Raw genomic sequence first — 23,206 nt, 5'->3', positions numbered from 1 at the left:
CTAGCTTCGGTTAGGATCGCCGGCGATGTCACGTTGTCTGCATCTAAGCCATACAGACATGATCAATCGGCACAGTGGACCCTGCGAGGGAGATGGTGATGCAAACGGAGGCTACGCCGGACACTCAACAGAAGGAATTGCTGACCAGGTGAAGACAGTCCAGCCACTCATCCTGACTTCACACATCGCCCCGCGTGATCTCGAACCGTTCGAGCGCCTGCGACAGCAGCATTTCCCATCCGATCGCAACTTTTTAAGCGCGCATCTAACGATGTTCCATCGGCTGCCGGGGGAATATACCGACCGTATCGTCGAGACCACCAAAGATATTGGTCAGAGAAATGGATCGATCGCCGCAAAAGTCTCCGGCGTCCGCCATCTCGGTAACGGCGTCGCCTATTCGATCGAAAGCCCGCAGCTCCTGGCGGTCCATATCGAGTTACGAGCGGCATTCATGCCGTGGCTGGGCGGACAGGACATGCAGAAATGGCGGCCGCATATCACGGTCCAGAACAAGGTTTCACGACAGACTGCCGGTGCGCTCTACCAAAGGCTTGCCGCCGACTTCCGACCTGTCGTCATCAACATCACAGGGCTGGATCTCTGGCGGTACCTTGGCGGACCTTGGGAGCACCAGACGACGACGCTTTTTCTCGGCCTTAGAGCCACCCACCTGATCTCTCGTGGTCAATTGCCTTAGGCGCCCGGCCAAATCATTCCCCGGTACAAGGATTCGGTCAAATGGTGCGCCTCAACCGTGTGCCGATAAGGCAATCAGGAATACGGGTAGCATCCGGACATTCGATTGACCGCCTTGAAAGAAATGGAACCGTGGACCGCTAGGCCAAATAGTATAAGTGCCTGAAAAGGCGTACTTTATGGCATGAAGTAATGTCTCGAACATCGATATGTGGCGATAGCTGTGTTACGGCCCGGTCGAACTTCTCCTTGCATCGAGCCTTGGACGCCCACGCAACAGCGAGGAGGAGTAGGTCCGCACAGAGTCGGCGACGGATCGAATACACGATCTCAAGACCGCGAATGTAAACAAGCTCTTGGCCATACAAGCTTCCCGTGTATAGTGGACGTCTACTTCGGGGTGAGGTTTTCGTGAGGTTCCGACCGTTTGTTGTGCTAGTTATTGCTGCGGGTTTGCTGAGCCCGCTGACCGCTGTATCGGTCCGGGCAGCGGAGCGGTCAGTGCGTGATATCCAGAAGGCGTTGGTTGACAAGGGCTTCAAGCCGGGCGTTCCTGATGGCGTGTGGGGCAAGAGATCCATCGCGGCACTACGTGCGTACCAGACGGCAAACGGCTTGGCTCCCACCGGCGTGGCGGACCCGGCGACGATCGACCGCCTTTTCCCAACCCCTCCGGCGATAGAAGATCAAAAAACCGCAGTTGCTGGCTCGGAGTCGGAAAACGTAACACCACTACCAAAGGTCCCGGAAGTCCAAACCAAGCCTCTCGGTCCTATTGACGGCTCCGCTTTCAGCACGGTTGAAATCGCCATGCCTTTGCAGCAACCTCAGAGTGCGCGGCAGGTCGACAGCGTTGAGCCGACGGCCGAAGGTGCGCGCGGCGATGCCCTTGCTCCCCGGTCATCGACGGCTTCGTCTGACGGCAAGAACTCGTCCTGGAACTTGGCGCTTGCCGGTCTGGCCGTCGGCGGCGTCTTGTTGTTCTGGAGAAGACGGAAGCAAAGGCGGCAGGTCGCTAGCGCGAAGGGCATGCCCACCGCTCCTGACAGCGACGCCACGACAGAACTGATATGGGACAAGGACGCATTTCGGGTCCTGACGGAGCAGTCCACCTCGCCGTATCAGGACCGCAGGCCGTCAATGGACGCGCACAACAGACACGTCACCGACTGGATCAAAGCGAACGCATCCAAAGCGAAACCCTGTCCGCTGGCGAGAATGACGACTTGACCGATATTACCGATCGGGGGCAAAAGACTGGCGTAACTCACCCCCCGATACCCGCCCAGGCGGGAACCCTGCTGAATTTCCATCGTGCAAAGGCGGCCGAACCAAAGCTGGCACCCCCTCCCCCAAGGACGGACGCCTCTGCCGCCAAAATGGCCGGAGCCGAATGGATTTCGCCGGGCAAGTCCGTCACCGTCTCTTCAGTCACGATATTGGGCGGAATGTTCTATCTCGGAGGCTTTCTCGGAAAGCAGGGAAGGCTGAACGAAAACGATAACTGTCTGGTCGATCCTGGGCTAACCGTGGGAAAAGGCCGCGATCCGGCGGGTGTATCCATGGGATACTGGCCATCATATGGCGGGATGTCCCCGGAAGCCAGAAGGTCCTATCTGGAATGGTTGGCAGGCGGCAGGTCGAATCCAGACGACTACATCGGTTACGTCTTCCTCTACTTCTACGGCCTCGAACGGCGGCTGCTCCTCGACGTCGATGCCTCCGATACAGCCGCCGTGCTGGCGGAGGTCAGGCGACTTCTCGATGTTTACGGCCATAACGGCTCTTTCAACCGTTATGCCACGGAGTTGCTGACCGCAGCCGAACTCAAGAGCGGTGAGCCCTCCGCCCAATTTATCGCCAGGGTCGAGCCTAACGGCTATGAGGTCCCCGCTGCGGTCAAGATCGCCCTCGGTATCCGGGTCCGGGACGAACGTCCGATCGAGGCTGATCTGATGCTTCGGTTCGCGCTGACCCATCCGGAGACTAGCGTCCGCACGCCAGCAAAACGCGTCCCCTCTCTGTTGCGAGAACTCTACCTTCTGGAATTCGCGAAGCTCTATCCGGCGGGCTACCGGCTGAAGGCCGGACGGACGAAGAAGCTCAAGAAGCAATACCAGGCCTGCAGCGGAAGCTTCAATCTCGAAATCAAGGTCCTCGGCGGAGACATTCCGGACATCAGCGACCGGGAAGAGCCGATCCGGATAGCGCAACGGGTCTTCAACGACTGCATGGAGCAGCTCGACGATTACAGCCGCACTCTTGGACGTCTCCCCGGTCTGCAGCCGAATTTGCTCGCCATATCCAAGCTCCCCGAGGCTCTGCGGATGACGGCCGCCGCGAGTTTGCCGGGCGATCCCCTGGCGGGCCTCCGACGTCTCGCCGACCAATCCTCCGAAACACGTATTGACCGTCTCGCCGAGCAGATAGGCATCGAGATGGGGGCCAGCCCCGGCAAGGCCAAGCTCCGGGATCTAAGCCAGGCCCTTTCTGGTTTCGGAATTGGTGCGACCTTCGATCCGGCGTTTGCCGTGAAGTCGTCGGCAGGTGATGACACAGCGATCCTGTTTCCGATCTCGGCCCCCCTCCCTGCGGTGGCAACCGACGCCTACCGTACCCGACAGCTCTCGACGATGCTTGGGATGGTCGTCGGATATGCCGACGGCGATTTTCACGAATTGGAACGAAAAGCGCTCCTTGACCGGATTGCGACCTCCAGAGACCTGTCCGGAGATGAAAAGCGGAGGCTGGAAGCAGATATCCGGCTGAATGAAAAGGACCCCGCACGCCTCGATGACTGGCTCAAACGCCTGAAAGACGTCCCCGAACGCGCCCGGGACGCTGTCGCCGCCGAACTGGTCGCGCTCGCGTCCGCCGATGGCGACCTGCACGCCGACGAGGTCAGGAAACTCGAGGCGATCTTCAAAAGGATGGGGATCGACCAGAAGTCTCTCTACGAGCGTCTTCACGCGGGAAACAGCGCGACACATACAGCCGGGCCCACATCGGCGCCTTCCGCCCCCTCATCGAAAACGGCGCCCTCCCCTTCGCCGACAAGCATCGACCTATCTAGACTTCAGAGCATCCGCTTGGAAACACGGGTTACCTCGAACGTCCTCGCCGACATTTTCGTCGACGAAGAGGAAGAAGCAGTCGCTTTGGTCCTAGAGACCCCGGTAGAAGCCACGCAAAGCGAGCTCTTCGAAGGTCTCGAACAGCGATACGGGGCTTTCCTATCGGAAATCCTTCAGCGTGCAAGCTGGTCGAAAGACGATTTCGAACATCTGGCCCGAGACGCTTCCCTGATGCCTGGCGCGGCGAAGGAAGCGATCAACGATTGGGCGCTCGACCGTTTCGACGAACTCATGATCGAAGGCGACGATGAACTGGACATCAACAGCCATCTGCTTCCCACACCTCCGACAAGTCCAGCAGCTATCAAAGAAAGCATGCCCGCATGACCACCAAGCCACCCGCCATCAAGCCGCGTGACCGCGACACAATCATCAGTGCGCTCCGCGCGGGTGTCGTCCCGAGGCTCGGCCTACAGCACATTCAGGTCGGACGTCAGCGCGAGATCGACGCGCTCATTCGTGACATACGCCGGGTGGGCGAAGGTGGATCGAGCATACGTTTCGTGATCGGCGCATACGGGGCTGGCAAGACGTTCTTCCTATTCCTTGTTCGGCAGATAGCCCTCCAGAGCAAGCTGGCCGTATGCCAGGCCGACTTGTCGCCCGACCGACGCATCCACGCGACCAACGGCCAGGCTCGCTCGCTCTATGCCGAGCTGGCAAGAAGCCTTTCGACCCGCACCGCTCCAGATGGCGGCGCGCTGCGTAACATTCTCGAAAGCTACATCCAGAAGGCAACTGAGAAAGCGCGCGCGACGGGCGTGCCGATCGAGACGGCTGTCAAGGACGGGCTCGGCGATATCCGCGAAATGGTTGCTGGCTACGACTTCGCGACGGTGGTCGCCGCTTACGCCCGCGGATATGAAGACGGGAATGGCACTCTCCAGGATGCTGCCCTCCGCTGGCTCCGGGGCGAGTACACGACCAAGACCGAAGCGCGGCAGGATCTCGGCGTCAGGACGATCCTCGACGACGCGTCCTTCTACGACGGCCTGAGGCTTCTGGCGAAATTCGTCAGGGTTGCCGGGTTCGGGGGGTTGATCGTCTGCCTTGATGAGCTGGTGAACCTCTACAAGCTGCAGAGCGCCCAGGCCCGGAAGCAGAACTACGAGCAGATCCTCCGCATCCTGAACGACGTGCTGCAGGGGACCACCGAAGGCATCGGCTTCATTCTCGGCGGAACGCCGGAGTTTCTGCTCGACACCCGCCGGGGTCTCTACTCCTACGAGGCGCTGCAGAGCAGGCTTGCCGAGAACAGCTTTGCAGTGAACGGCCTTGCCGACTATTCGGGACCCGTCATCAACCTTCCGAGCCTCACCCCGGAAGAACTGTTCCACCTGCTGGAAAGGCTTCGCGATGTGTTCGCAGGTGGCGAGCCGGAGAAGCATCTGGTCCCGGATGATGCTCTCGTCGCTTTCATGGAGCATTGTTCGAACACGATCGGCGACGCCTACTTCCGCACGCCTCGAAACACAGTGAAGGCGTTTGTGGACCTACTCGCGGTCCTGGAGCAGAACCCCGAGGTCAAGTGGAACGACCTGCTGACCCGTGTCGAAGTGAGCGAGGATCGCCAAGGCGCGGACGAGGCGGAAATCCCGGTGGATGCCGACGACGGGGACGACGAGCTTGCAACCCTCCGCCTTTGAGCGTCTCGGCCAACCAATCCGGCGCTGGATCTGGGCACAGAAATGGCAGCGGCTGAGGGACGTTCAGGAGAAGGCGATACCCGCCGTTCTCGCGGGCGGCGACGTCGTCATATCCGCCCGCACGGCTGCGGGAAAGACGGAAGCCGCGATCATGCCGCTGTTGACCCGCGTCCTCGACGACGATGGGCGGGACGGCTTCCGCATCCTCTATGTCAGTCCGCTCAAGGCGCTCATCAACGACCAGTACCGTCGGCTCGAGCCACTATGCGAGGCCTGCGATATCCCTCTCCATAAATGGCATGGCGACGTGTCTGCAGATGCCAAGTCGCGGGCGCGCAAGAATCCGAGCGGGGTCGTGTTGATCACGCCGGAATCGCTGGAGGCGCTCCTCGTCCGCCGGGGCAAGGAAATACGATTCCTGTTCTCCTCGCTGGAGGCCGTCGTCATCGATGAACTCCACGCGTTCATCGGGACCGAGCGGGGCATGCAGCTCCAGTCAATCCTCAATCGCATCGAGATCGAATGCGGGAGGGAGCGGATCGACCGTGTCGGCCTCTCGGCGACGCTCGGTGATATGCGGCTGGCCGCCGACGCGCTCCGACCCGCCGGCGGCGCGAACGTGGTGGTCATCGAGGGGAATGACGAAGGTAATGGCCTCAAGTTGCAGATCCGGGGATACTACGAAAAGGAAGAGGCGCCCAAGGACGACGGCGACGAGAACGACGAGGCCCCGCCCGACAAAGAGGCGGACGAACGGCACGGCATCCCGGAACGCCTGGCGGACGACCTCTTTCGTTTTCTGAGGGGGCACCGGAACCTGCTTTTCGGCGGCTCCCGGGAGCGGGTCGAGCTCTATGCGGATCGGCTCCGCCTCATGTGCGAGGAGAACCGCGTCCCGAACGAATTCTTTCCCCACCACGGCAGCCTGTCCAAGGCCGAACGCGAGGATGTCGAGCTCAGGCTCCGCGACGATCCCCGCCCGACGACGGCTGTCGCGACGACGACTTTGGAACTCGGCATCGATATCGGTGACGTGGAGTCCGTCGCTCAGATCGGACCGGGTTTCTCGGTGTCGTCGCTCAGGCAGCGCCTCGGCCGTTCGGGACGACGGGCAGGAAGCCCGGCCGTCATGCGGATGTTCGTCATCGAGCGCAATCCGGGTCGCGGACAGCATCCTCTCGAGCGCCTGAACCTCGGGCTTGTCCAATCGATCGCCATGATCGAATGCCTCAAGGACGGCTGGTGCGAGCCGCCTGCCCCGACCGGAGTGCATCTTTCGACACTCGTTCACCAAATTCTCGCGCTCATCCTCCAAAAGGGGGGCGTTTCACCGCAGGCCGCATGGAAAATCCTATGCGACCGGGGCCCCTTCAAGTCGGTGGATCGCACGACATTCGCCGATCTCCTGCGCTGCATGGCGTCTGAGGAGAACAAGCTCGTCGAGCAGTCCCCGGAGGGCTTGCTGATGATCGGGGAGTTCGGGGAAAGGATAACGGAGGCGCACGACTTCTACCCGGTGTTCTCGACGGAGCGGGAATACCGGATCATGCATGACGCCAGAACGCTAGGCACCTACCCGCTGGATTCGGCGATCAGGTCGGGGGAGACGCTGATTTTCGCCGGAAGGCGTTGGCAGGTCCTCGAGGTGGACGACGCCAGTCGGGTCATAACCGTGAAACCGACCCGGGGCGGCAAACCGCCGCGCTTCAGCGGTAATGTCGGTGGATTGCACGATCGCATAGCGCTGGAAATGAAGAGAGTGCTCGAAAGCAGCGAGCAGTACGCATACATCGACCGCGTCGCTGTGGAAATGTTGGGCAGCGCCCGGGCGTGTTTTGGTGAACTTGGGCTGGCCACGCGATCGATCCTGCCATACGCAGATGGCGCTCTGGTTCTGCCATGGATAGGAACGAGGAAGTTGAACACCCTGGCTCTCGCCTTCCTCTCGCGCGACTTCAGGACCGCGCAGTACCAGCACTCCCTCGAACTCCAGGACTGTGATCCCGAAGGCGTCAGTCAATGCCTCAAGCGGTGGGCAGCGGGCGATGTGCCGACGATCAACGCCCTGATGACCGGGGTGGCCCGGCCGAATCTCGCGCGCTTCGACAATCATCTTTCATGGGATTTAATGACGATGGTCACCGTTCGGGAGCGGCTTGATTATGGAGCTCTCCAAGAAATTGCCATTAGCCTTTGCGGCGACCACCAGGCCAAATCAGAGATGTAGCCTCAGAGGGCCTTTACATAACGAGGAGACTTAAAGCTCTTGAACGGATAAGAACCAGAGACTCGTTGTTGTTCTTTCCTAATACATTGAATTAACTCGAATTTAATCGACGAAAATCTGGACCGCTGCAATCCTTGGATCGGGGATTGCCTTCTCCCCGCTACGCTGTCCAAATAGACGCGCTCTTGGATCATTCAGCATCGGCGCTTGCGGAGGGCTGAATTGCGCTACCTCGCCATAGGCGGCGCGTTCGTCATCCGTCGTAAGAAGATGAAATCCAGGCTGTCCAAGCGGCTCGTAGTATGTGTAGAAATTCTTGATCGCGTCTTCGATCGCCCAAAGCCGATTGCGATACCATTTTTCGAAGTACCGCTCCTGGAATTGCTCAAACGTGACCAGGTGTATGTTGGTTGCCTCAGCCGCCTCGATCGCACCTGACTGCAAGCCTTCCCGAGAGATGGTGTAGCCTTTATTAGCGCCGGTCTCCTGCATGACTGTTCGAAATGCATGCACGATTTCTTTTGGAATCCTGGCTTTCCAGTTCTTGCATTCGCAAACCGTGACGCTGGTCATCCCATCCACGGTTTCCTCGGCCAGCACATCGACATCGACGCTTCCGCGCGGCAACTTGATCGTCGCCTGCCTCGTGGCTTTCATTCCGCATTCGGCAAGGGTTGCCTGGATCGTATCCTCAAGCTCTTCCCAACTGTCCGGGACTTTCGCCGTAATCAGGGGCATGCAGCGCTCCTCCCATTTGTCGCGGGTAGCCCTAGCCGGGTAACGAAGAGAGACGACAACTCATGTCATGGTTGAACGGCGATCTGCATATTCTTCCGTCTTTAAAGGAGAACCTTCAACGCCGCCTTAACCTAGACCGGATTAAGCGCGCGATCCCGTAAAGGTGAAAAGCCAAGCATGCCAGTGCAGGGAGGGCGGCGACAACGATAGCGGCGTCGGTGATAATGGGTATGTACTCGTTCACGCCTGAGAGTGGCTTGCCCGAGCTATCGAGCCTTTCGCTGATCGCGAAACATGGGCCATTCGGGCATCGTCGAGCATCGGCGATTGTTCGACTCTCCCAAAAGCCGTCGGCCAACGGCGTGCGATCATCCCAGCCGTAGATTCGGCTGTCGCCGTAGCGTATGGAAAACACTGCAAGTGCAGCGATCATCACTGCGGCGAAAATTATAGCCGTGCCCCAGGATACGAGCCGGTTTCTTTGCCCACCGGTCTCGAAGGTTGTGTTCGGCGGGATCAGGATTCTCGAGCCACGGGCTTTCGCGGCCCGAACATAGAGGGTCACTGTCCACAGAAGCAGACCAGTGACGAGCAGGGTCAACAGAAGTCCCCAGTAGCCTCGCGAAACCAGCACGCCCAAAGCAACCGGCGTTCCGTCCGTACCGCCGCGCGCATAAAATACCCATGTTATCGCGAGTGGAACGAATGCGTATCCGGTCCAGGTCCAAAGCTTCGCCAGTACAGACATGAAAAACCCTTGCTTAGAAATTGATGCTCTCAAGCGAGACGTTGCAATCCGCCTTGAAGCCTACGCCGGCGCCGGACAACCAAAGCGCGGCCAGTTCTAATCCTTATTTTTAGCGTACATGGGCGGGTCCGCGCGTCAATATGTCAGAGCGCGGCCCCAGTGTGTTAAGAGCTGTTACGAGGCGGGTGCAAATTCAACCTTGCCAGTCCAATATCCCGATATCGCCGCTGGACTTAACTCCAGATTTTTGGGCGCAACCCTCACGGTATAATTTCGAGTGACGCCGTTTGGCAGCTTTACCGTTCCGGTATTTTCGAAAAGCAGTGGAATCTTCCCGCTCATCAAAGCGCCTTGCGGCACATTGAAACCCTGTGGAAGTCCAAGATCGCCAATGTTCTGAAAACCGATCCTGAGTGTCATGCTAATGCTCGGGGGCGCGACAATAGACAGGTCATATCGGAAACCACCCTCATCCGCGTTCTGACTCAACTTCGCCAGCGTGCGCAGTTTAAAGCTCGTCTCGCCGGTGCCTCCGATATGCCCACCAAAACCACCGCCTGGTGGGCACACATTGCCAATTCCGAATGGCCCGGAAACCCGCCTTCCCCGAAAATGCCAATGGACATCGGCCCGTTGCAAGGAGACGGCGGCTTTTACATTGACGATGATTGAGCTAGGATCGGGCACCTCGAGTCCGAAATTGGAAAGCGTCGCTGCGGCCTGAAACCCATCTGGCCTGCCGAGTTCGGCGAAAGAGCCGCACCAGGTTGGATCATCTTTCCAGAAATAGCCGTTCGCGCCCGTACTCCTCACCGTTATCGTACGCTGCTCTGCCGGTGCCGCATTCAGCACGTCGAGAGCAGTCGTAATCGGTGCCAATGGAAGCGACATTGCGATGTCCGCTTCTGAGACGCGCATACCTTCCATCAGCTTCAGAGCCTCAGCGCGAGCGGCTTCGATCTGAGCCGGAAGCTCTTCGTCAGCCGCACCCACCGTAACGGGCAGCGCGCAAATTGCGGCCACCGCGGAAACATAAACTGCCTGATGGATCGATCGCATCACCTAGCTCCCGTATTAAGAGTTGCATAAACGTATATGCCTTCCGGCATGGCGACTATTCTCGTGAGCTGCGCGGTCACTGTCCCTGAGACCGCCGGAAGTGTCACGGCAGCGTTCATCCCGACTGTCGAAAACGGGATCTGGGTCGTAGGCAATGCAAATGTTTCCGTATGGGAGAGCGGGATTGAGACAGCACCCAGTGCATCTGCCTTATTAATCGCGTCGACAACCTTTGCCTGGGTCAGGTCGCGCACTAACCCACCGACGGAGAAATCAAGGAAGCGCCAAGAAATTCTCGGCACAAGGCTATCAATGTGAATCTTGAGCCGAAGGGTGCCGCCGTCAAAAACGGGTTCAATGCGAGCCACAGTCGACACGTCCGCGGTTACCCCGGACCTCTCGGCCGTCGCGGCGATCGCCAATCCAGGGAAACCCGGACGGAAATCGGCCCTGACGCTCTTCACGAACAGTGCGACGTCTGGGGCCTCTGGAAGTTTCAACTGCGTGTTATCAAAAGCAGCCAAGATATTGTCCAGCATGGACCGGGAAAGAAAGGCCCTCGTGGAAAGTGGATCATGAGCGGTCTTTTGCGCCTCCAACCATTTTTTGAAATCGATCAAGGCTTGGAGCTCGGCTTTCGTTTCGGCCCGTTGCTGCCATTGCAACACAGCCGACGTGTCACGCTCCATAAGCGCCCAGGCCGCCGCTCCACCGAGAATGACGATTGCGATTAATACGAGCAGCAGTTTTTTCATTGCGTGTCCCCTTAATCCCTTAACTCCTCAATCACGCATGTGAGCATATTAGGTAAGTCTCGACAAGTTTTGCAACGTAATTTTGCGGCGCAATTCCCGACAAAATGTAATTAATACCTGTTTGCCGCAGACTAGTTTCTGGTAAATGCCGGCGCTCATGGCCTCCTCTTCACACGCCGCGACACGCACATCCGGAAAAAAGGTGGATGCGGTCACCTTAGGAAGGACACGTCCGAAAAATTCTATTTGATTTCCGTGAAATTCTAACGACAAAAGAGGCTCCATTGAGATACGATTGTGTAGCGTGTACATACCTCCCAACCATCGGTTAAATCTTTCCATGCATTCTTCTATGAAAAGTCCACCGGATCCGATGCTGCACTGATCGCTTCCAGGACCTTCGCAAGGGCATTATTGATCTCACCTCGTTCGGAATGATGCAACGATGCTTCCGCTCTGTCTTTCTGCCAAATGGAGCAGGCACAGTTCTCGTTAACCGGGCCAGACGCACCGGACACGTTAGTTATTTGAGCGCGTCAAGTGTGTGATCCGGTAGACGGAGCGCTGACGAAAGTGCTTTGAGTGATGTGAAAGGAAATGAACCGAAGACCCTGCGCCTCCCGATACTGAAATTTGGGCACATTGAGCTAGTAAACATGCCTAGGAGTGGGATTGGTCTCACAGGCATCAGCCACCATCCAAGATCCTTGAATCCATTTGTTGCCACGGATTGCCAGCAAGACCGGCCGCGGGCATAGATAGCTGAATCCGCAAGCCCTGATATGCTCGATCAGAGACCGCATGACCGAAATACTTATGAAGCCGCCTATGAAGCATTGAAAGCATTCTTCGAGGCGGGAGCCGACAAGGCTATGGCTGCTCCCGCGGTCTGGAGCCTGGCATTCCGGGCGATCTACTCTACGTTTATTCACCGTCGTAGGGCTTCGTCACCCGCCGCAGAGACGCCTCAAGCCGTCGTTCGATGGCGCGGCGATTATGTCGAGCTTGGCCAAGACCTGGCTGGCTGACGGCTGTCTGTGAAATTTTGAATTCCCTAGCCAGCGCAGCGAGCGTTGCACCGTCTTTTCGTTTTTGTTCAATCAATGCATTTCGGCTTGCCTTGTTAGCCGTCATTTCGCGTATCTCCGCTGGTAAGCGATTGAATTGCCTCCATACCACGGCCCAGCTGTTCGTCATTTGTTTTCTTCATCAATAAACAGTGTAGGCTAGGTATCGGCAGGACTTCGACACCGGCGTTTTCTAATCCGGGACGCTTTCCGATGCCACGCAGCGGCTCAAACGTCTCAATAGTTCACTGCTCTCAGTCGCAACTTTTGAACACGTCTGTCTATGGCAAGGGCCGGGTTTGCCGTGACAATGGCATCCAGAAGCGGGTTTATATCTGACGAGCGGCCGATACATGGGGGCCGGCATGCCGCCCAGAGGATGTCGAGGGTAGAACCAGGATCGGCTGCCGCAAGTTGATTGTCATGCCTGGTTAGGTCATGGAGATTGATCCAGTCGTCCGAAAGCACGCTGACGTAGGGAAGCAAGGCCGCAACGGCAGTTTGGAAAGCGTCGCCTGCCGCCGCTGCGAGCGATAAGATCTCCTTACTCACGTCATTCGATAGATACGCACGATCCCGAGGCCATAGCGCTGCGAACGCAGGACCGTAGAGGTTCTTCCACGCCGTACCTCGCTCAGCTTCATCGAGCTCCTCGAGCCAATTCGCCATAATTGTGATAGCCCCCGTCCGGATCTCGTTTGATGCGCTCCGAAGCGTCTGACGTGCCTGCTGCCCCGTGATACCCCGCGGCACGTCCGGATTGTCGAACGATGCAACAACTGCGCGAACAAGATGGGAGGCCGCATTCGCCGCAGAAACATCCTTCTGCTTGCTTTCACGGATCCCTTGCAAAATGAGATCGGAAAAGGCGGTCTCCGCATCGATTGTGAAGCTGTTGTATTCCACAAGAACAGCCCGCAGCCTCAGGCCGCTATCGTCTTCGGCGGCCAAATAATGCCGCAATCGACCATTGGCGACCTGTGGTGAAATACTAAAAACGAAACCGAGGTAGCGCGCGCAGGCGCCTCTGCCCATAGTGCCTGCGTAGGTCTCCGACGCGATCATATGTTCAAGGCGTGCGAGATCTTTGGCGCGGAGATCCTGTCCACTTTGTCTTTGATCGCTTAAGGACTGGAGCAATGCTTCAGCGAGTGCTCCTCCTGCCGAGTTGATGACCCTGTCGTAAAGTTCCCATTCGTCGCCCCAATCTGGGGCTTGCTCCGTTTCAGCAGCGCCCCATAGACGATCCCACCATGTACCCGGAAGGTTGAGCCCCAGTCTAGTCGCACGCTCTGCAATGCTCGCGAGCGGCCCACTTACCGCGGCGAAAAAATCTGGCATTGCACCGTCCAGCACATCAATCGCTTGCTGAAAGGCGGCAATCGTTTCCTGATTGGCTTCCTCGCCTCCATAAGGAAGGATCTGCAGCCAGGTATTCCAGCGCGGCGCAAGTGCCAGATCCAGTGGCCGAGCAAGAAGTGCGGCAAACGCTCCTGCGGGATCCTCCCGGCAGTATTCAGGCCATCCCTCTCGCTCTTCGATGTCATGGCTGACTTCGAGTTCGTCAGCAACCGATAGGCGTTCGCTTGGTTCGGCGGAGAGCAGCCGTGCTGTCTTACCTCGCACCGACCTGACGCCAGAGCTCCATCCCCGAAACTGATCTCGTTCATCGATCTCTCGCGCCAGATATTCGCGTCGGCCACGGATTTCCTCAAGAAGGAAGACAGCCGCTTCATGAAGTTGTGCGTGTTCGCTGATCGCAGTCAGCCGCAGCCAGATATCACGATCGCGAGCCCGAGCGGGCCAATCCACGTCGGCTTGTACTTCCTGCGCGTCTCCGTATCTCAGCGGTCCTTCGCTGGTCACCCGCCCAATCAAGCGCGCTATTGACCCGGCACTTGCACTAGCAAGCTGCGCCCTGGTTACTGAGACAAACTCCTGCGCGAATGACCAGAACGCCTTTGCGTTACACGTCGCCAGGCCGTTAATTGCCTCATCTGGAGAATAAAGAGCCGCATGCGTCAGTCCATGCATCCAAAGACGAGTAAGTAAGTTGAAGTCTTCGTCCGCCCATTGCGAGACGAGGCGCCGCACCGTCGCCGCGTCGGCTTGTATCGCTGCAGGCAGCGCTCCCGTAATAAGCTCCGTAAGGTGCACAAAACCACCGCGGTGAGCATTCTGTCGATGGCGCGTAACGGACGGAACTCCCCAGTCCGTTGTATCGAAGGTATCGCCAATCAGCTCGGCATCCCGAGCTGTCCGGAGGCGACTGATAAGTCTCTCGCTTGCACATTGAAGCAATCGCACGACGTTCGGCGCTTGACCGACTGGCGAGGCAAGCACGTCTCTGAGAACGTCATAACGTTCGGCCTCCATAGAGAAGCGGGCGATGTCAGAGAGCTTGTCTGGCACTTCGGGAAGCTCATCTCCGCGGAACCCCGCATCTATTTGAAGCCGAGGCCCGGTCGCCGCAACCAGGCGCACTAGATCTGTTTCCGGTATGAAAGGGCGGGCGAGCCTGTGCCGCAATCGGAATTCATCAAGGTTGTCGCGCGACTGCTCAGCTGCACTTTCTGCCAGCAGACGCCAAGCCTTCTCCCAAAGCGCTCCATCAGGGCGGTTCCGATCCAGTTCAACCCACAATGCCTCTGCAAGGCAGGCAAGATCTAGATTGACGTATTTTATAGCAGTTGCAAACCGCTGACGGTCCGTCCATTCGCGACCAAACCAACGAGCGAGCATCCAGGCCATGGCGCGATTGCCGAACGATTTCACTTCGGTTGAGACAATCTCAAACCACTCGGGATCGACACAATGGTCGATGAATAGCTCGACAAGGTCAGAGCGTCCGGTCAACGACCATTTCAGCGAGCGCTTGTCGTGGTCATCCGCATTCGTGACAGCCTTTGCCGCAACTCTGGCAATCGTCTCGCGCCGCCACGCGTCCGGATTCTCAACAAGATCGGCCAACTGACCGAGGCTCGTCCAGAGCGGCGCGTACTCGTCTCCTTCCGCTGGCTGGAACAGGAGTGGCTCGACGGCAAGTGACTGCCATGGCGCTGCCGCCGCCTCAGCATTCCCATTCGCCGAACCGAGGGCATACACCTTCCGCAAATCCGAAAACCGTTCACGGTCGCCCTCGAGAACGGTGAGAATATAGCGAACTGGCGCGTCGCTAGCAGTATAGCCGACCAGGACAAGGGTGCGACAACGTGTGAGATCGAAGAGGAAACGGGCGGCCCAGCCAGCGCGGAGGTACGCTTCACCATATTGGGCACTAGTCAACACCAACTCGGTTTGAGACAGACCGAGCTCCGGATCAGCCAGACGTCCATGCAAGTGCACGATACCATGGAACCTGCTGCTTCCGGGTGCCGGAATGTCTTGCCCGGCCGCGCTCTCCTCCGCCGCGAACTCAGGCGTATGCGACAGCATGAGCGCCCGTTCGAAAAATGTGTCGAAGTTGGTGGTGACGAGTGCAGGCCGGCCAACGCTGTCACTGGAGAGACGAAGTATGACGGCGTGGTGGGCAATATCAGGTTCCGCCGGAACCTGAAGGATCTCGGCGGTCGCATCGATCACATCGTCGGCGCGGACGAGGCGCCGAGATAAAGCCCCCAATGCCTCTTCGTATCGGCCAACCGCAAACGCGTGCTCTTCCGCACCGTTTCGTTCCTCGCCTACGCTTTCGTAGACCCGGCGAACGAGGTTGGCGAACGTCGGAAGTTGCGGGGCACTGACCCCCGCGCCGCACAGAAAAACCACACTACCTTCAAGCAGGTCGTTGATCAGGTCTTCAGGAAAGTCAGGCCCAAGGGGGGTAAAAATCATCGTGGACGGCCCTAGCAAGTTTTATGCTACTATAAGATGCGGCGTCTTCATCGCTAGACTTTGAAGTGGGATCGCGCACTTCGCCCACAGGAAAGATCCTGGATGGTTCCGATTCTTGACCAGTCCAATCAAGAAGAGCGTCGTCGAATAGGTCCTTTGAAACTACAGAGCCGACTTACGTTGCCGGCTCCGCTAGACCGCGCGCTTCATACCCTTTGCGGATTTGCATCAGAGCAGGGCCGCCATATCCAAGAAGGACGAGTTCCTCGCTTCGAGGAAGCGGAACTGGTCGTTACGGTCGCATCCGCAGTCAAGTGTCTATCTGCTGCGACGACACGCGTCATAAGCCGTTTAAGGACGCGTTTTGTGGCCGGGGCTTCGGACAGCAATTTCGCCAGCCGGTGCATCGCGGACGAAACCCTGACGGCACGTAGTAAAGCATTGCGTCTGCAGCGCCGGGCTGAAGTTAGGGGTGTTCTCTCAAATTCGCAGCGCAGGACCCAAGGACTTGCGTGAAAGCTGGGCCCCGGGGCTGAACCATACTGGTGTCGAGCCGCAGAGAGCCACGCCAAGCGCCTCCTTGCAGTATCCTTACGTCGCCAAAAACTGAGGTCAACCAACACCGGAAATGCTTCTTTCCTGAAAGCGTCGAAGCCAACAGAGATGGAATATCGCTCAGAGCGATTTTTGATTTGACATTTTCCTTCCTTGGCCTATTTTGTTGATCGTGGTGATTGCTCATAACTGAACCCGTCTATGTGTGGGGCCGGAGGCCCTGTGGGGATGTAAATCCCCGATTCAATCCTGCGTCTGGCTAGGGACCGCGGCACGCGCGCCGCACCCGGCGGGCTCGGGTGCGGCATGTTCGAGGTCAAACGTCGCTGAACAGTCTTCCTGTTTCTACGGGCGCCGGCCATTCCGGCCGGCGGAAACAAGGAGAACTTAAAATGAGCAATAACGGTCATCGCCAGCGGCGGCGTCGCATGTTGAACGCGGTAGTGGTCTTTAAGGTCGTTGTCGCGTTGGGCCAGGCAGCTTTTGCTGTCCTGCGCTTTTGGTCCTGGTTTTCAGACCGGCAATGAGCGGCGACCTCGGAAATAGCCCTCGAGGAGCACGTTATGAGTACAACCAAGCGCCCGATGATGAACGATGCCCTGAGACTGCTGCGTCTTTATCTCGGCCTGTCGCAGAAGGAGCTCGCCACCGCGCTGGAAATTTCGCAATCCATGGTGTCTGAAGTCGAGAGTGGCACGAAAGCCGTCTCGATGGAACTGTTGGAACGCTACAGTACCAAGTTCGATGTTCGCATGTCGCAATTGCTGTTCTTCGCCGAAGAACTCGATGGCCAGCCTATCCCGAAACGAGGAAAACTGATCGTGGCAAGCGGCGTCCTGTCGCTGCTCGAAAAGCTTTCGCCACGCGACGTCTCACATGCGTCGTAAGCTCGTCCGCTCATCGATTGAACGGTACGATCTCGAACGCTCACCCTTCGCACAGCGCCCGACGCAACGGGACATCGGCGATCTTTTGGGCACGACGCGAAATCATTTGCGCTATCTGGTGACCCACAAGGAGCACTTCATCGTGCGCCGTCAGGAGGAAATCGGAAAAAAGAAGAAGCTTCGCGAACTGAAATTTCCGGTAGCTGATCTGCGCGGCGTTCACGAGCGTTTGAAATATCACCTCAACAAGATTAGACAGCCGAGCTATCTTTTCAGCCCGCGACGTCATCGTGGCCAGCGCGACAACGCTGCCCTGCATCTCGGCCAGAACCAGTATCTAACCCTCGATCTGAAGCAGTTTTATCCGTCGACGACAGCCACAATGGTGCGACGTTGGTTTCAGGACGAGATGGGAATATATCCGGATGTCGCCGGGTTGCTGACCCACCTTGCTACCATCGATGACCATGTATCGTTCGGCTCGCCGCTGACACCTGTGCTTTGCACACTCATTCACCGACCGATGTTCGACAAGATCGCCGACCTCTGCGGGAGCCATGGTTTGCGCTACTCGCTGTGGGTCGACGATCTGACTATCTCGGGGAGGTTCGTGCACGGAGACATCGTCTGCGAGATCCGCAAAATCATTGCCGATGCGGGGCTGCGATCCCACAAGATCCGTTTCCGGACTGGTAGCCGTCCGGTCTACATCACTGGCATTGGTGTTGTCGGACGTGAACTGGTTGCTCCTAACAGCCTCAACCTGCGGATCAAGGAGCTCTGGGAAGCTCTCCATCTCGCCGAAACACTCGACGAGCGCGATGACTGTATCCAAGCTTTGCTCGCACAACTCGGGACTCAACGGCATATATGCGGAGCGTCGTCGGCTATCGGACGCAAGGCTGCAGATCAGATGAACGCGCTACGCCAGAAGCGCCGCAAGATGCATTTAGAAGCGGCTGAAAAAGCTGCGGCGGATCGTCTGCCCCGATCGGCAACGATCGTTCAGGCGCCTGAAGACGCACCGTTCGATCTTGGCTGAAGGAATGACCCATCCCGCTTCATGGAAACAGCGCGCTCTTGACCCGCGCAACAAATTCTTCGACTAATCGCGAATCCATTGGCGTTTCGACGACTGATGGACGGCTATCACCGACCTCTGACGGCATCCCCGGATACGACCAGCCCTCAATCTCATCCAATCCCTCGATCGCCAAAGTGATCGCATAAGTGCGTTTCCTGACAGAACGGCTGGACGGCTTTCATGCGGAGGATGCAGCCGTCCTCCACGCCGGCCTCGTCTCGGCGCCCTATGTTACGGTCGACGACACCGGTGCCCGTCACGCCAACCGCAATGTTTATACGACGCATGTCGGCGGCGAGCATTTCACCGCCTTTCGCACGACGTCCTAAACGAAAGTGATCTGACGGTTGTGATTCATAAGGCGTTGTGTTTTGCGACAGCGGCTCTAACCATCGATAAGTATCCCTTATCGATCTCCATAGGGGGACAATTTGGGCTAGCTATCAGCCGATCAATAACGCCCGCACAGAAACTGGAAATGGCCGCGTGAATTCCATCGAGAAAGGAGGGCGTGCCGATGATCAGGGTCGCGATGCTTTCCTGACCGCCACCACGATGACCCGCAATCTTCATATCATTTTGGACAGCAAAACATCCATCCGGATTGCGCCTCTCGCAAGGTAGGATCGGAGAAAGGCTGCTGCGTGGGAGAACGTGGTCGAAAATCCAGCTTCGGGTTAGGCTCTCTGCCATCAGTTTCCGATAGCCGCCGGGAGCCCTTAGCCCAGGTATTGATGCAGTACAGAGTAAAGCACGACCACCACCACCGATAGCGTTATGACGAGGACTATGCGCCTGTTTTGGGCACGCATCTCATGCGGTTCCGGCTGCTTTGCCCCGCAACGCGGGCATATAACGCCGACAGGAACCGGCGCTTCGCATTTGACACACGCAACATAAACCACCCTGTCTCCTCGGGCGCCTAAGCCGGCGCCACTTGCCATTTCGAGAACCGTATTAATAACACTTCCAGAACCGACAGATCGAGACAGGCGGATTGATCCTTGGGAAATCATCTGGAGTCTGACCCACACCTATCGGTAGATATTCAACCCATACGCGCTGCATCAACAAAAACCACCGTCGAGACCTTGATCTTTTGGAAGGCTGGCCTATTCTCGTCATGTATGGCGCGATTGAAACAGTATTGTAGCGCCACAGGGCTGTTTTGACGATTTTTGATGACGTTATATGGGGGGCTTCCATGGACGACGTTCTGTCATCCACCGATTTCATTCAAGCAAGCCGTGTGCTGAAGGTCTCGTCACCCTTGGGCGAAGACCAGCTTCTGCCGGAAAGCATGATGGTGGACGAGGGTGTTAATCGACTGTTCGAGATCACGTTGTCAGTGCGCGCCAAGCGCGAGGCCGTCAAGCCTGAAGAACTGATCGGCAAGCTGGTCGATGTCTCCCTGGAAATCCGTCAGGGTGAACTGGACGGTGATGGCGTACGCCGGCCGTTCAACGGGCTGGTGACCAATCTGTCCGAGGGACCGCCAGTGACGCGTGGATTGCGGTCCTACACACTGACCATCCGTCCGCAACTGTGGCTGTTGTCGCGCCGCTCAGACTGCCGGATCTGGCAGAACATGACGTCCATTCAGGTGATGGAAACGCTGTTTTCCGAGCATGGCATTCCAGCCGCCGCATCCGCCCCTCTGCACAAGACGCCACCGTCGCGCGAGTTTTCTGTCCAGTGGAATGAAACGGATCTCGATTACCTGCTGCGCCGCTTCGAGCAGGACGGGTTGTTCTACTGGTTTGAACATGAGGCCGGCGTTCACCGCCTGAAGGTCAGCGACAGCAAGGTGGCCTGGAGCAAGCCATCGGCTGCGGCAGAAGGTGTCGACAAAGTCAGATTAGCCCAAGGCTCGTCGGACCGCAACCACATCAACGAATGGATGCGGCAGTTCTCCTATGTCCCCGGCCAGCGCGCCGGTGCGGACTGGAATTTTGAGACGCCGAGCACTGTGCCGTTGAATGTCACGCCGTCACTGATCCAGATGCCAGGCGCCAAGCAGCGCGAGCTTTACGAATATCCGGCTCGCATCTCCGATATCAAAGAAGCCGAACAGGCGGAAACGTTTCGAACGCAGGCGACGGAAGCCGATCATGAGCGGGTGACGGGCCAGTCCAATGTGCGCTTTCTGGAAGCCGGCCGACGGTTCACGCCTTACGAGGAGCCGCATCCGGAGCATAAATACGAAGAGCATGTGATTACCCGCATCATGCATCGGGTGGTGGACCGCTCCTATGAGACGGCCAGCAATGAGATGGAATATGTCAACGCGTTCGAGGCCATTCCGTCACGCGTTCCGCTGACGCCGCACCGGGAGACCAGGCGCCCGCGCATCGAAGGTGCGCAGGTGGCGATTGTTGCAGGGCCATCGGGCGAGGAGATCCACACCGACAAATACGGGCGCATCAAGCTCTGGTATCCCTGGGATCGCAAGGCGAAGAAAGATGGCAGCGATACCTGCTGGGTGCGGGTCAATCAGGCTTGGGGCGGTGGCAGTTGGGGTGCGCAGGTCATTCCCCGCATCGGCATGGAAGTGATGGTGTCATTCGTGGATGGCGATCCGGATCGGCCACTGGTGATTGGCGTGGTTCCCAATCCGGCCAATCCCGTGCCCTACGACCTTCCCGCCAACAAGACCCGCATGGTGCTGCGCTCCAACACTCACAAGGGCAGCGGCTTCAACGAGATGACCTTCGAGGATGAGAAGGGCCAGGAGAACATGTTCCTCCACGCCCAGAAGGATCAGACCTTCAAGGTTCTCAACAATCAGACCAGCCGTGTCGACGCCAATGCGCTTCATTCGGTCGGCGCCAACAAGTCGCTGGAAGTCGGCTCGAACATGAGCCAGCAGGTCGGCGGTGGGTTGAACATGGTTGTCGGCGGGGTGGGTAATGCCGCCAATACAATTGCAGGCGGATTACTCGCAGCATTATCGGGCAAAAGTGCCGGGCTCCTGCAGCAGGCCATGTCCTTGGCATCTTCCGCCGCTGCCGATAGTCCATCCTCTGCCGACAAAAATGCCGAGGCGGCAAGCAGCGCATTGGGTTCAACATTATCCTCGAGTGGCGGAAATGGTGCCGACATGGTCTCGACAGCAGCGAGTTATGTCGGTCTCATGGGTGTAGGCGGGCTTGGGGCGATGGCCTCCTCGATGGATTCCGTCCGCACCGGCATCAACGACGCCGCCGTCAGCGAGTTGCGCACCGACGCCGGCGATGCCATGCGCTCATCTGGCAGCAAGCTGGGTTCGCAAGTCAGTTCCATGCTTGGCAGCGGTATTTTCAACACGCTTGTCAGCCGGATGCAGAATACCAGCGTTGGTGTTGCCAAGACCGAACAGGTCGGCGTTGCCAAGGTCGTCACCGTCGGGCAGGTATTCAACGAGACGGTCGGCCATACCAAGAATGTGATGATCGGCAAGGAATTGTTCATCGGCGTCGGCGGCGGCAAGGATAAGGACGGCAATGAACAGCCGCCGAAGTCCATCCTGATCATGAAGGATGACGGCACGATTCTGCTCAAGGGCGTGAAGATCTATATCGAGGGGGATAGCCATGTGCAGGTGACCTCGGCGATGATCGACCACAATTGAGGTCAGGGTCATGCCGGAACTGATCAACAATACGCCGTATCCAAACTTCCGCTATTACAGCCGTGACAACCAGGACCGAGAATTCGGTATCGTTATTGTCAAGGCAACTTATGAAATTGCGCCCTCAGGACGCCTCCTCGTGGCTGAGGAACAGGCCCCGATGGTTTTCACCGATCTCTGCCATGGTGATGTCAACGTCTCGTCCCTTTGGCATCCATCGGACATGGTTCCGAACAAGCCGGCAACAGACGTCATCGTCAACGCAGTGGCACGGACTGCGGGCGGCGATCGTAAACCGTCATGGGAATGCGGCATCGTCATAGAAGATGACAATGGCCCAAAGCTAGAGAAATGGTTGCAGGTGACGGGACCCCGGGAATGGCAACCCCGTTGGAAGCGTGATCTTTCCGAGAGAGAGAAGGGCGAGTGGCGCAAGCATCGGCGTTTGTTTGATCGTTGGATATTGACGGAGCCGGAACCGATCAGCGCGCTGCCGCTGCACTACGAATATGCATATGGTGGTGAGGTTCCGCAGGGCCAAGACGATAACGGCAATCAAGCTTTCGACACCGACACCTGCAATCCGATTGGACGCGGCAAGCTTGATCAGGATTGGAGCGACCACACAATCCCGCATCCGGCCCCTCAGATTGAATTGTTGTCTGAACCGATTGCTCAGCCCTATAAAACCTATTCACCACAGTCTCTGGGCCCGATCCCACCCGCATGGGATCCACGATTGCCGCTGGCTGGAACCTATGACCAAAACTGGATAGACAACATATGGCCGGCATGGGCACCGGATTACAGCTTCGCGTTCCATAATTCGGCTCATCCCGATCTGGTTGTGCATCCCTATTTAAAGGGCACTGAGCGGTTTCGTCTTATTGGGCTGTGCGCGAAAGCTCAAGAGATATCGTTTTCTCTGCCAGACGAGCATTTGTTTGTTGAGTTTGTGGGCGAGGACAACGTTCTTGATAAGAAGAATATGGTTCTCGACACAGTTTTTCTTGATATTTCAGCCGTCTCACGCCGCGACTGGCGTGTATTTTTATCTTGGCGAGTGAATTTTCCGCCTGGCGTCTACGAGCAGGCCATCTTGAACATTGCAGGTAACGAGGACTTTGGCCAGCACGCTGCGTCAAAGCTAAAAATAGAGGCTTAAA

Annotated in this window: 15 protein-coding genes and 1 pseudogene; 10 read left to right on the top strand and 6 right to left on the bottom strand. The window is 57.7% G+C overall.

Annotation, left to right across the window (positions count from 1 at the left end; translation table 11 throughout):
- Positions 1-58: 58 nt before the first annotated feature.
- The 5 genes from IEI95_RS12780 (at position 59) to IEI95_RS12760 (ending at position 7,706) form a co-directional block, all read left to right on the top strand.
- On the top strand, positions 59-700 hold the full coding sequence (locus tag IEI95_RS12780; RefSeq protein WP_194416526.1) for a 2'-5' RNA ligase family protein: 642 nt from the start codon (positions 59-61) through the stop codon (positions 698-700).
- Between the two features lie 500 nt (positions 701-1,200).
- Positions 1,201-1,929: a peptidoglycan-binding protein gene (locus IEI95_RS12775; RefSeq protein ID WP_234934220.1), complete on the top strand. Its 729-nt coding sequence runs from the start codon at positions 1,201-1,203 to the stop codon at positions 1,927-1,929.
- The gene (locus IEI95_RS12770) at positions 1,926-4,160 is read left to right on the top strand and encodes a TerB N-terminal domain-containing protein (protein WP_194416524.1); all 2,235 of its coding nucleotides are present in this window, start codon (positions 1,926-1,928) and stop codon (positions 4,158-4,160) included. The genes IEI95_RS12775 and IEI95_RS12770 overlap by 4 nt, the downstream gene beginning before the upstream one ends.
- A complete protein-coding gene (locus IEI95_RS12765; RefSeq protein WP_194416523.1) occupies positions 4,157-5,479 on the top strand; it encodes an ATP-binding protein in 1,323 nt (440 codons plus the stop codon). Before IEI95_RS12770 ends, IEI95_RS12765 begins: the two co-directional genes overlap by 4 nt.
- On the top strand, positions 5,436-7,706 hold the full coding sequence (locus IEI95_RS12760) for a DEAD/DEAH box helicase (RefSeq protein ID WP_234934219.1): 2,271 nt from the start codon (positions 5,436-5,438) through the stop codon (positions 7,704-7,706). The genes IEI95_RS12765 and IEI95_RS12760 overlap by 44 nt, the downstream gene beginning before the upstream one ends.
- 102 nt (positions 7,707-7,808) lie before the next feature.
- Here IEI95_RS12760 and IEI95_RS12755 read toward each other — a convergent pair whose 3' ends face one another.
- The 6 genes from IEI95_RS12755 to IEI95_RS12730 all read right to left on the bottom strand — a co-directional run bounded on the left by IEI95_RS12755 (position 7,809) and on the right by IEI95_RS12730 (position 15,904).
- The gene (locus IEI95_RS12755) at positions 7,809-8,444 is read right to left on the bottom strand and encodes a restriction endonuclease (protein ID WP_194416522.1); all 636 of its coding nucleotides are present in this window, start codon (positions 8,442-8,444) and stop codon (positions 7,809-7,811) included.
- A 115-nt stretch (positions 8,445-8,559) separates the two neighbouring features.
- The gene (locus tag IEI95_RS12750) at positions 8,560-9,192 is read right to left on the bottom strand and encodes a hypothetical protein (protein WP_194416521.1); all 633 of its coding nucleotides are present in this window, start codon (positions 9,190-9,192) and stop codon (positions 8,560-8,562) included.
- Between the two features lie 174 nt (positions 9,193-9,366).
- Positions 9,367-10,251, bottom strand: coding sequence for a hypothetical protein (locus IEI95_RS12745; RefSeq protein ID WP_194416520.1), 885 nt, complete (start codon positions 10,249-10,251; stop codon positions 9,367-9,369).
- Positions 10,251-11,006, bottom strand: coding sequence for a hypothetical protein (locus IEI95_RS12740; RefSeq protein ID WP_194416519.1), 756 nt, complete (start codon positions 11,004-11,006; stop codon positions 10,251-10,253). The genes IEI95_RS12745 and IEI95_RS12740 overlap by 1 nt, the downstream gene beginning before the upstream one ends.
- A 924-nt stretch (positions 11,007-11,930) precedes the next feature.
- On the bottom strand, positions 11,931-12,140 hold the full coding sequence (locus IEI95_RS12735; protein ID WP_194416518.1) for a hypothetical protein: 210 nt from the start codon (positions 12,138-12,140) through the stop codon (positions 11,931-11,933).
- Between the two features lie 170 nt (positions 12,141-12,310).
- Positions 12,311-15,904, bottom strand: a complete 3,594-nt coding sequence (locus IEI95_RS12730) for an SIR2 family NAD-dependent protein deacylase (protein ID WP_194416517.1) — start codon at positions 15,902-15,904, stop codon at positions 12,311-12,313.
- A gap of 1,118 nt (positions 15,905-17,022) precedes the next feature.
- Between IEI95_RS12730 and relB the strand changes: the two genes are divergently transcribed.
- The 5 genes and pseudogenes from relB to IEI95_RS12705 all read left to right on the top strand — a co-directional run bounded on the left by relB (position 17,023) and on the right by IEI95_RS12705 (position 23,205).
- Positions 17,023-17,346 carry a type II toxin-antitoxin system RelB family anti-toxin gene (gene relB / locus IEI95_RS12725; RefSeq protein ID WP_194416516.1) on the top strand — a complete coding sequence of 108 codons (324 nt, stop codon included), beginning with the start codon at positions 17,023-17,025 and terminating at the stop codon, positions 17,344-17,346.
- A complete protein-coding gene (locus IEI95_RS12720; protein WP_194416515.1) occupies positions 17,336-18,388 on the top strand; it encodes a reverse transcriptase family protein in 1,053 nt (350 codons plus the stop codon). Before relB ends, IEI95_RS12720 begins: the two co-directional genes overlap by 11 nt.
- A 188-nt stretch (positions 18,389-18,576) precedes the next feature.
- Positions 18,577-18,753, top strand: a pseudogene (locus IEI95_RS12715) (IS66 family transposase); the annotation flags it as partial.
- Positions 18,754-19,634: 881 nt separating this feature from the next.
- Positions 19,635-22,040 (top strand): type VI secretion system tip protein TssI/VgrG, encoded by a 2,406-nt coding sequence (gene tssI, locus IEI95_RS12710; protein ID WP_194416514.1) that lies wholly within the window; start codon positions 19,635-19,637, stop codon positions 22,038-22,040.
- A gap of 10 nt (positions 22,041-22,050) precedes the next feature.
- Positions 22,051-23,205, top strand: a complete 1,155-nt coding sequence (locus IEI95_RS12705) for a DUF2169 family type VI secretion system accessory protein (protein ID WP_194416513.1) — start codon at positions 22,051-22,053, stop codon at positions 23,203-23,205.
- Position 23,206 lies beyond the last annotated feature (1 nt).

Source organism: Agrobacterium vitis, assembly GCF_014926405.1.
Lineage (GTDB): Bacteria > Pseudomonadota > Alphaproteobacteria > Rhizobiales > Rhizobiaceae > Allorhizobium > Allorhizobium vitis_H.
Note: the sequence above shows the minus strand (reverse complement) of the source record. Positions and strands in the feature narration are given on the sequence as shown.

Bases quoted from the DNA above. Each gene is read 5' to 3' on its own strand.
- IEI95_RS12780 (WP_194416526.1), top strand. From the start codon at position 59: ATGATCAATCGGCACAGTGGACCCTGCGAGGGAGATGGTGATGCAAAC.
- IEI95_RS12765 (WP_194416523.1), top strand. From the start codon at position 4,157: ATGACCACCAAGCCACCCGCCATCAAGCCGCGTGACCGCGACACAATC.
- IEI95_RS12760 (WP_234934219.1), top strand. From the start codon at position 5,436: ATGCCGACGACGGGGACGACGAGCTTGCAACCCTCCGCCTTTGAGCGT.
- IEI95_RS12755 (WP_194416522.1), bottom strand. From the start codon at position 8,444: ATGCCCCTGATTACGGCGAAAGTCCCGGACAGTTGGGAAGAGCTTGAG.
- IEI95_RS12750 (WP_194416521.1), bottom strand. From the start codon at position 9,192: ATGTCTGTACTGGCGAAGCTTTGGACCTGGACCGGATACGCATTCGTT.
- IEI95_RS12745 (WP_194416520.1), bottom strand. From the start codon at position 10,251: ATGCGATCGATCCATCAGGCAGTTTATGTTTCCGCGGTGGCCGCAATT.
- IEI95_RS12740 (WP_194416519.1), bottom strand. From the start codon at position 11,006: ATGAAAAAACTGCTGCTCGTATTAATCGCAATCGTCATTCTCGGTGGA.
- IEI95_RS12735 (WP_194416518.1), bottom strand. From the start codon at position 12,140: ATGACGGCTAACAAGGCAAGCCGAAATGCATTGATTGAACAAAAACGA.
- IEI95_RS12730 (WP_194416517.1), bottom strand. From the start codon at position 15,904: ATGATTTTTACCCCCCTTGGGCCTGACTTTCCTGAAGACCTGATCAAC.
- relB (WP_194416516.1), top strand. From the start codon at position 17,023: ATGAGTACAACCAAGCGCCCGATGATGAACGATGCCCTGAGACTGCTG.
- IEI95_RS12720 (WP_194416515.1), top strand. From the start codon at position 17,336: ATGCGTCGTAAGCTCGTCCGCTCATCGATTGAACGGTACGATCTCGAA.
- tssI (WP_194416514.1), top strand. From the start codon at position 19,635: ATGGACGACGTTCTGTCATCCACCGATTTCATTCAAGCAAGCCGTGTG.
- IEI95_RS12705 (WP_194416513.1), top strand. From the start codon at position 22,051: ATGCCGGAACTGATCAACAATACGCCGTATCCAAACTTCCGCTATTAC.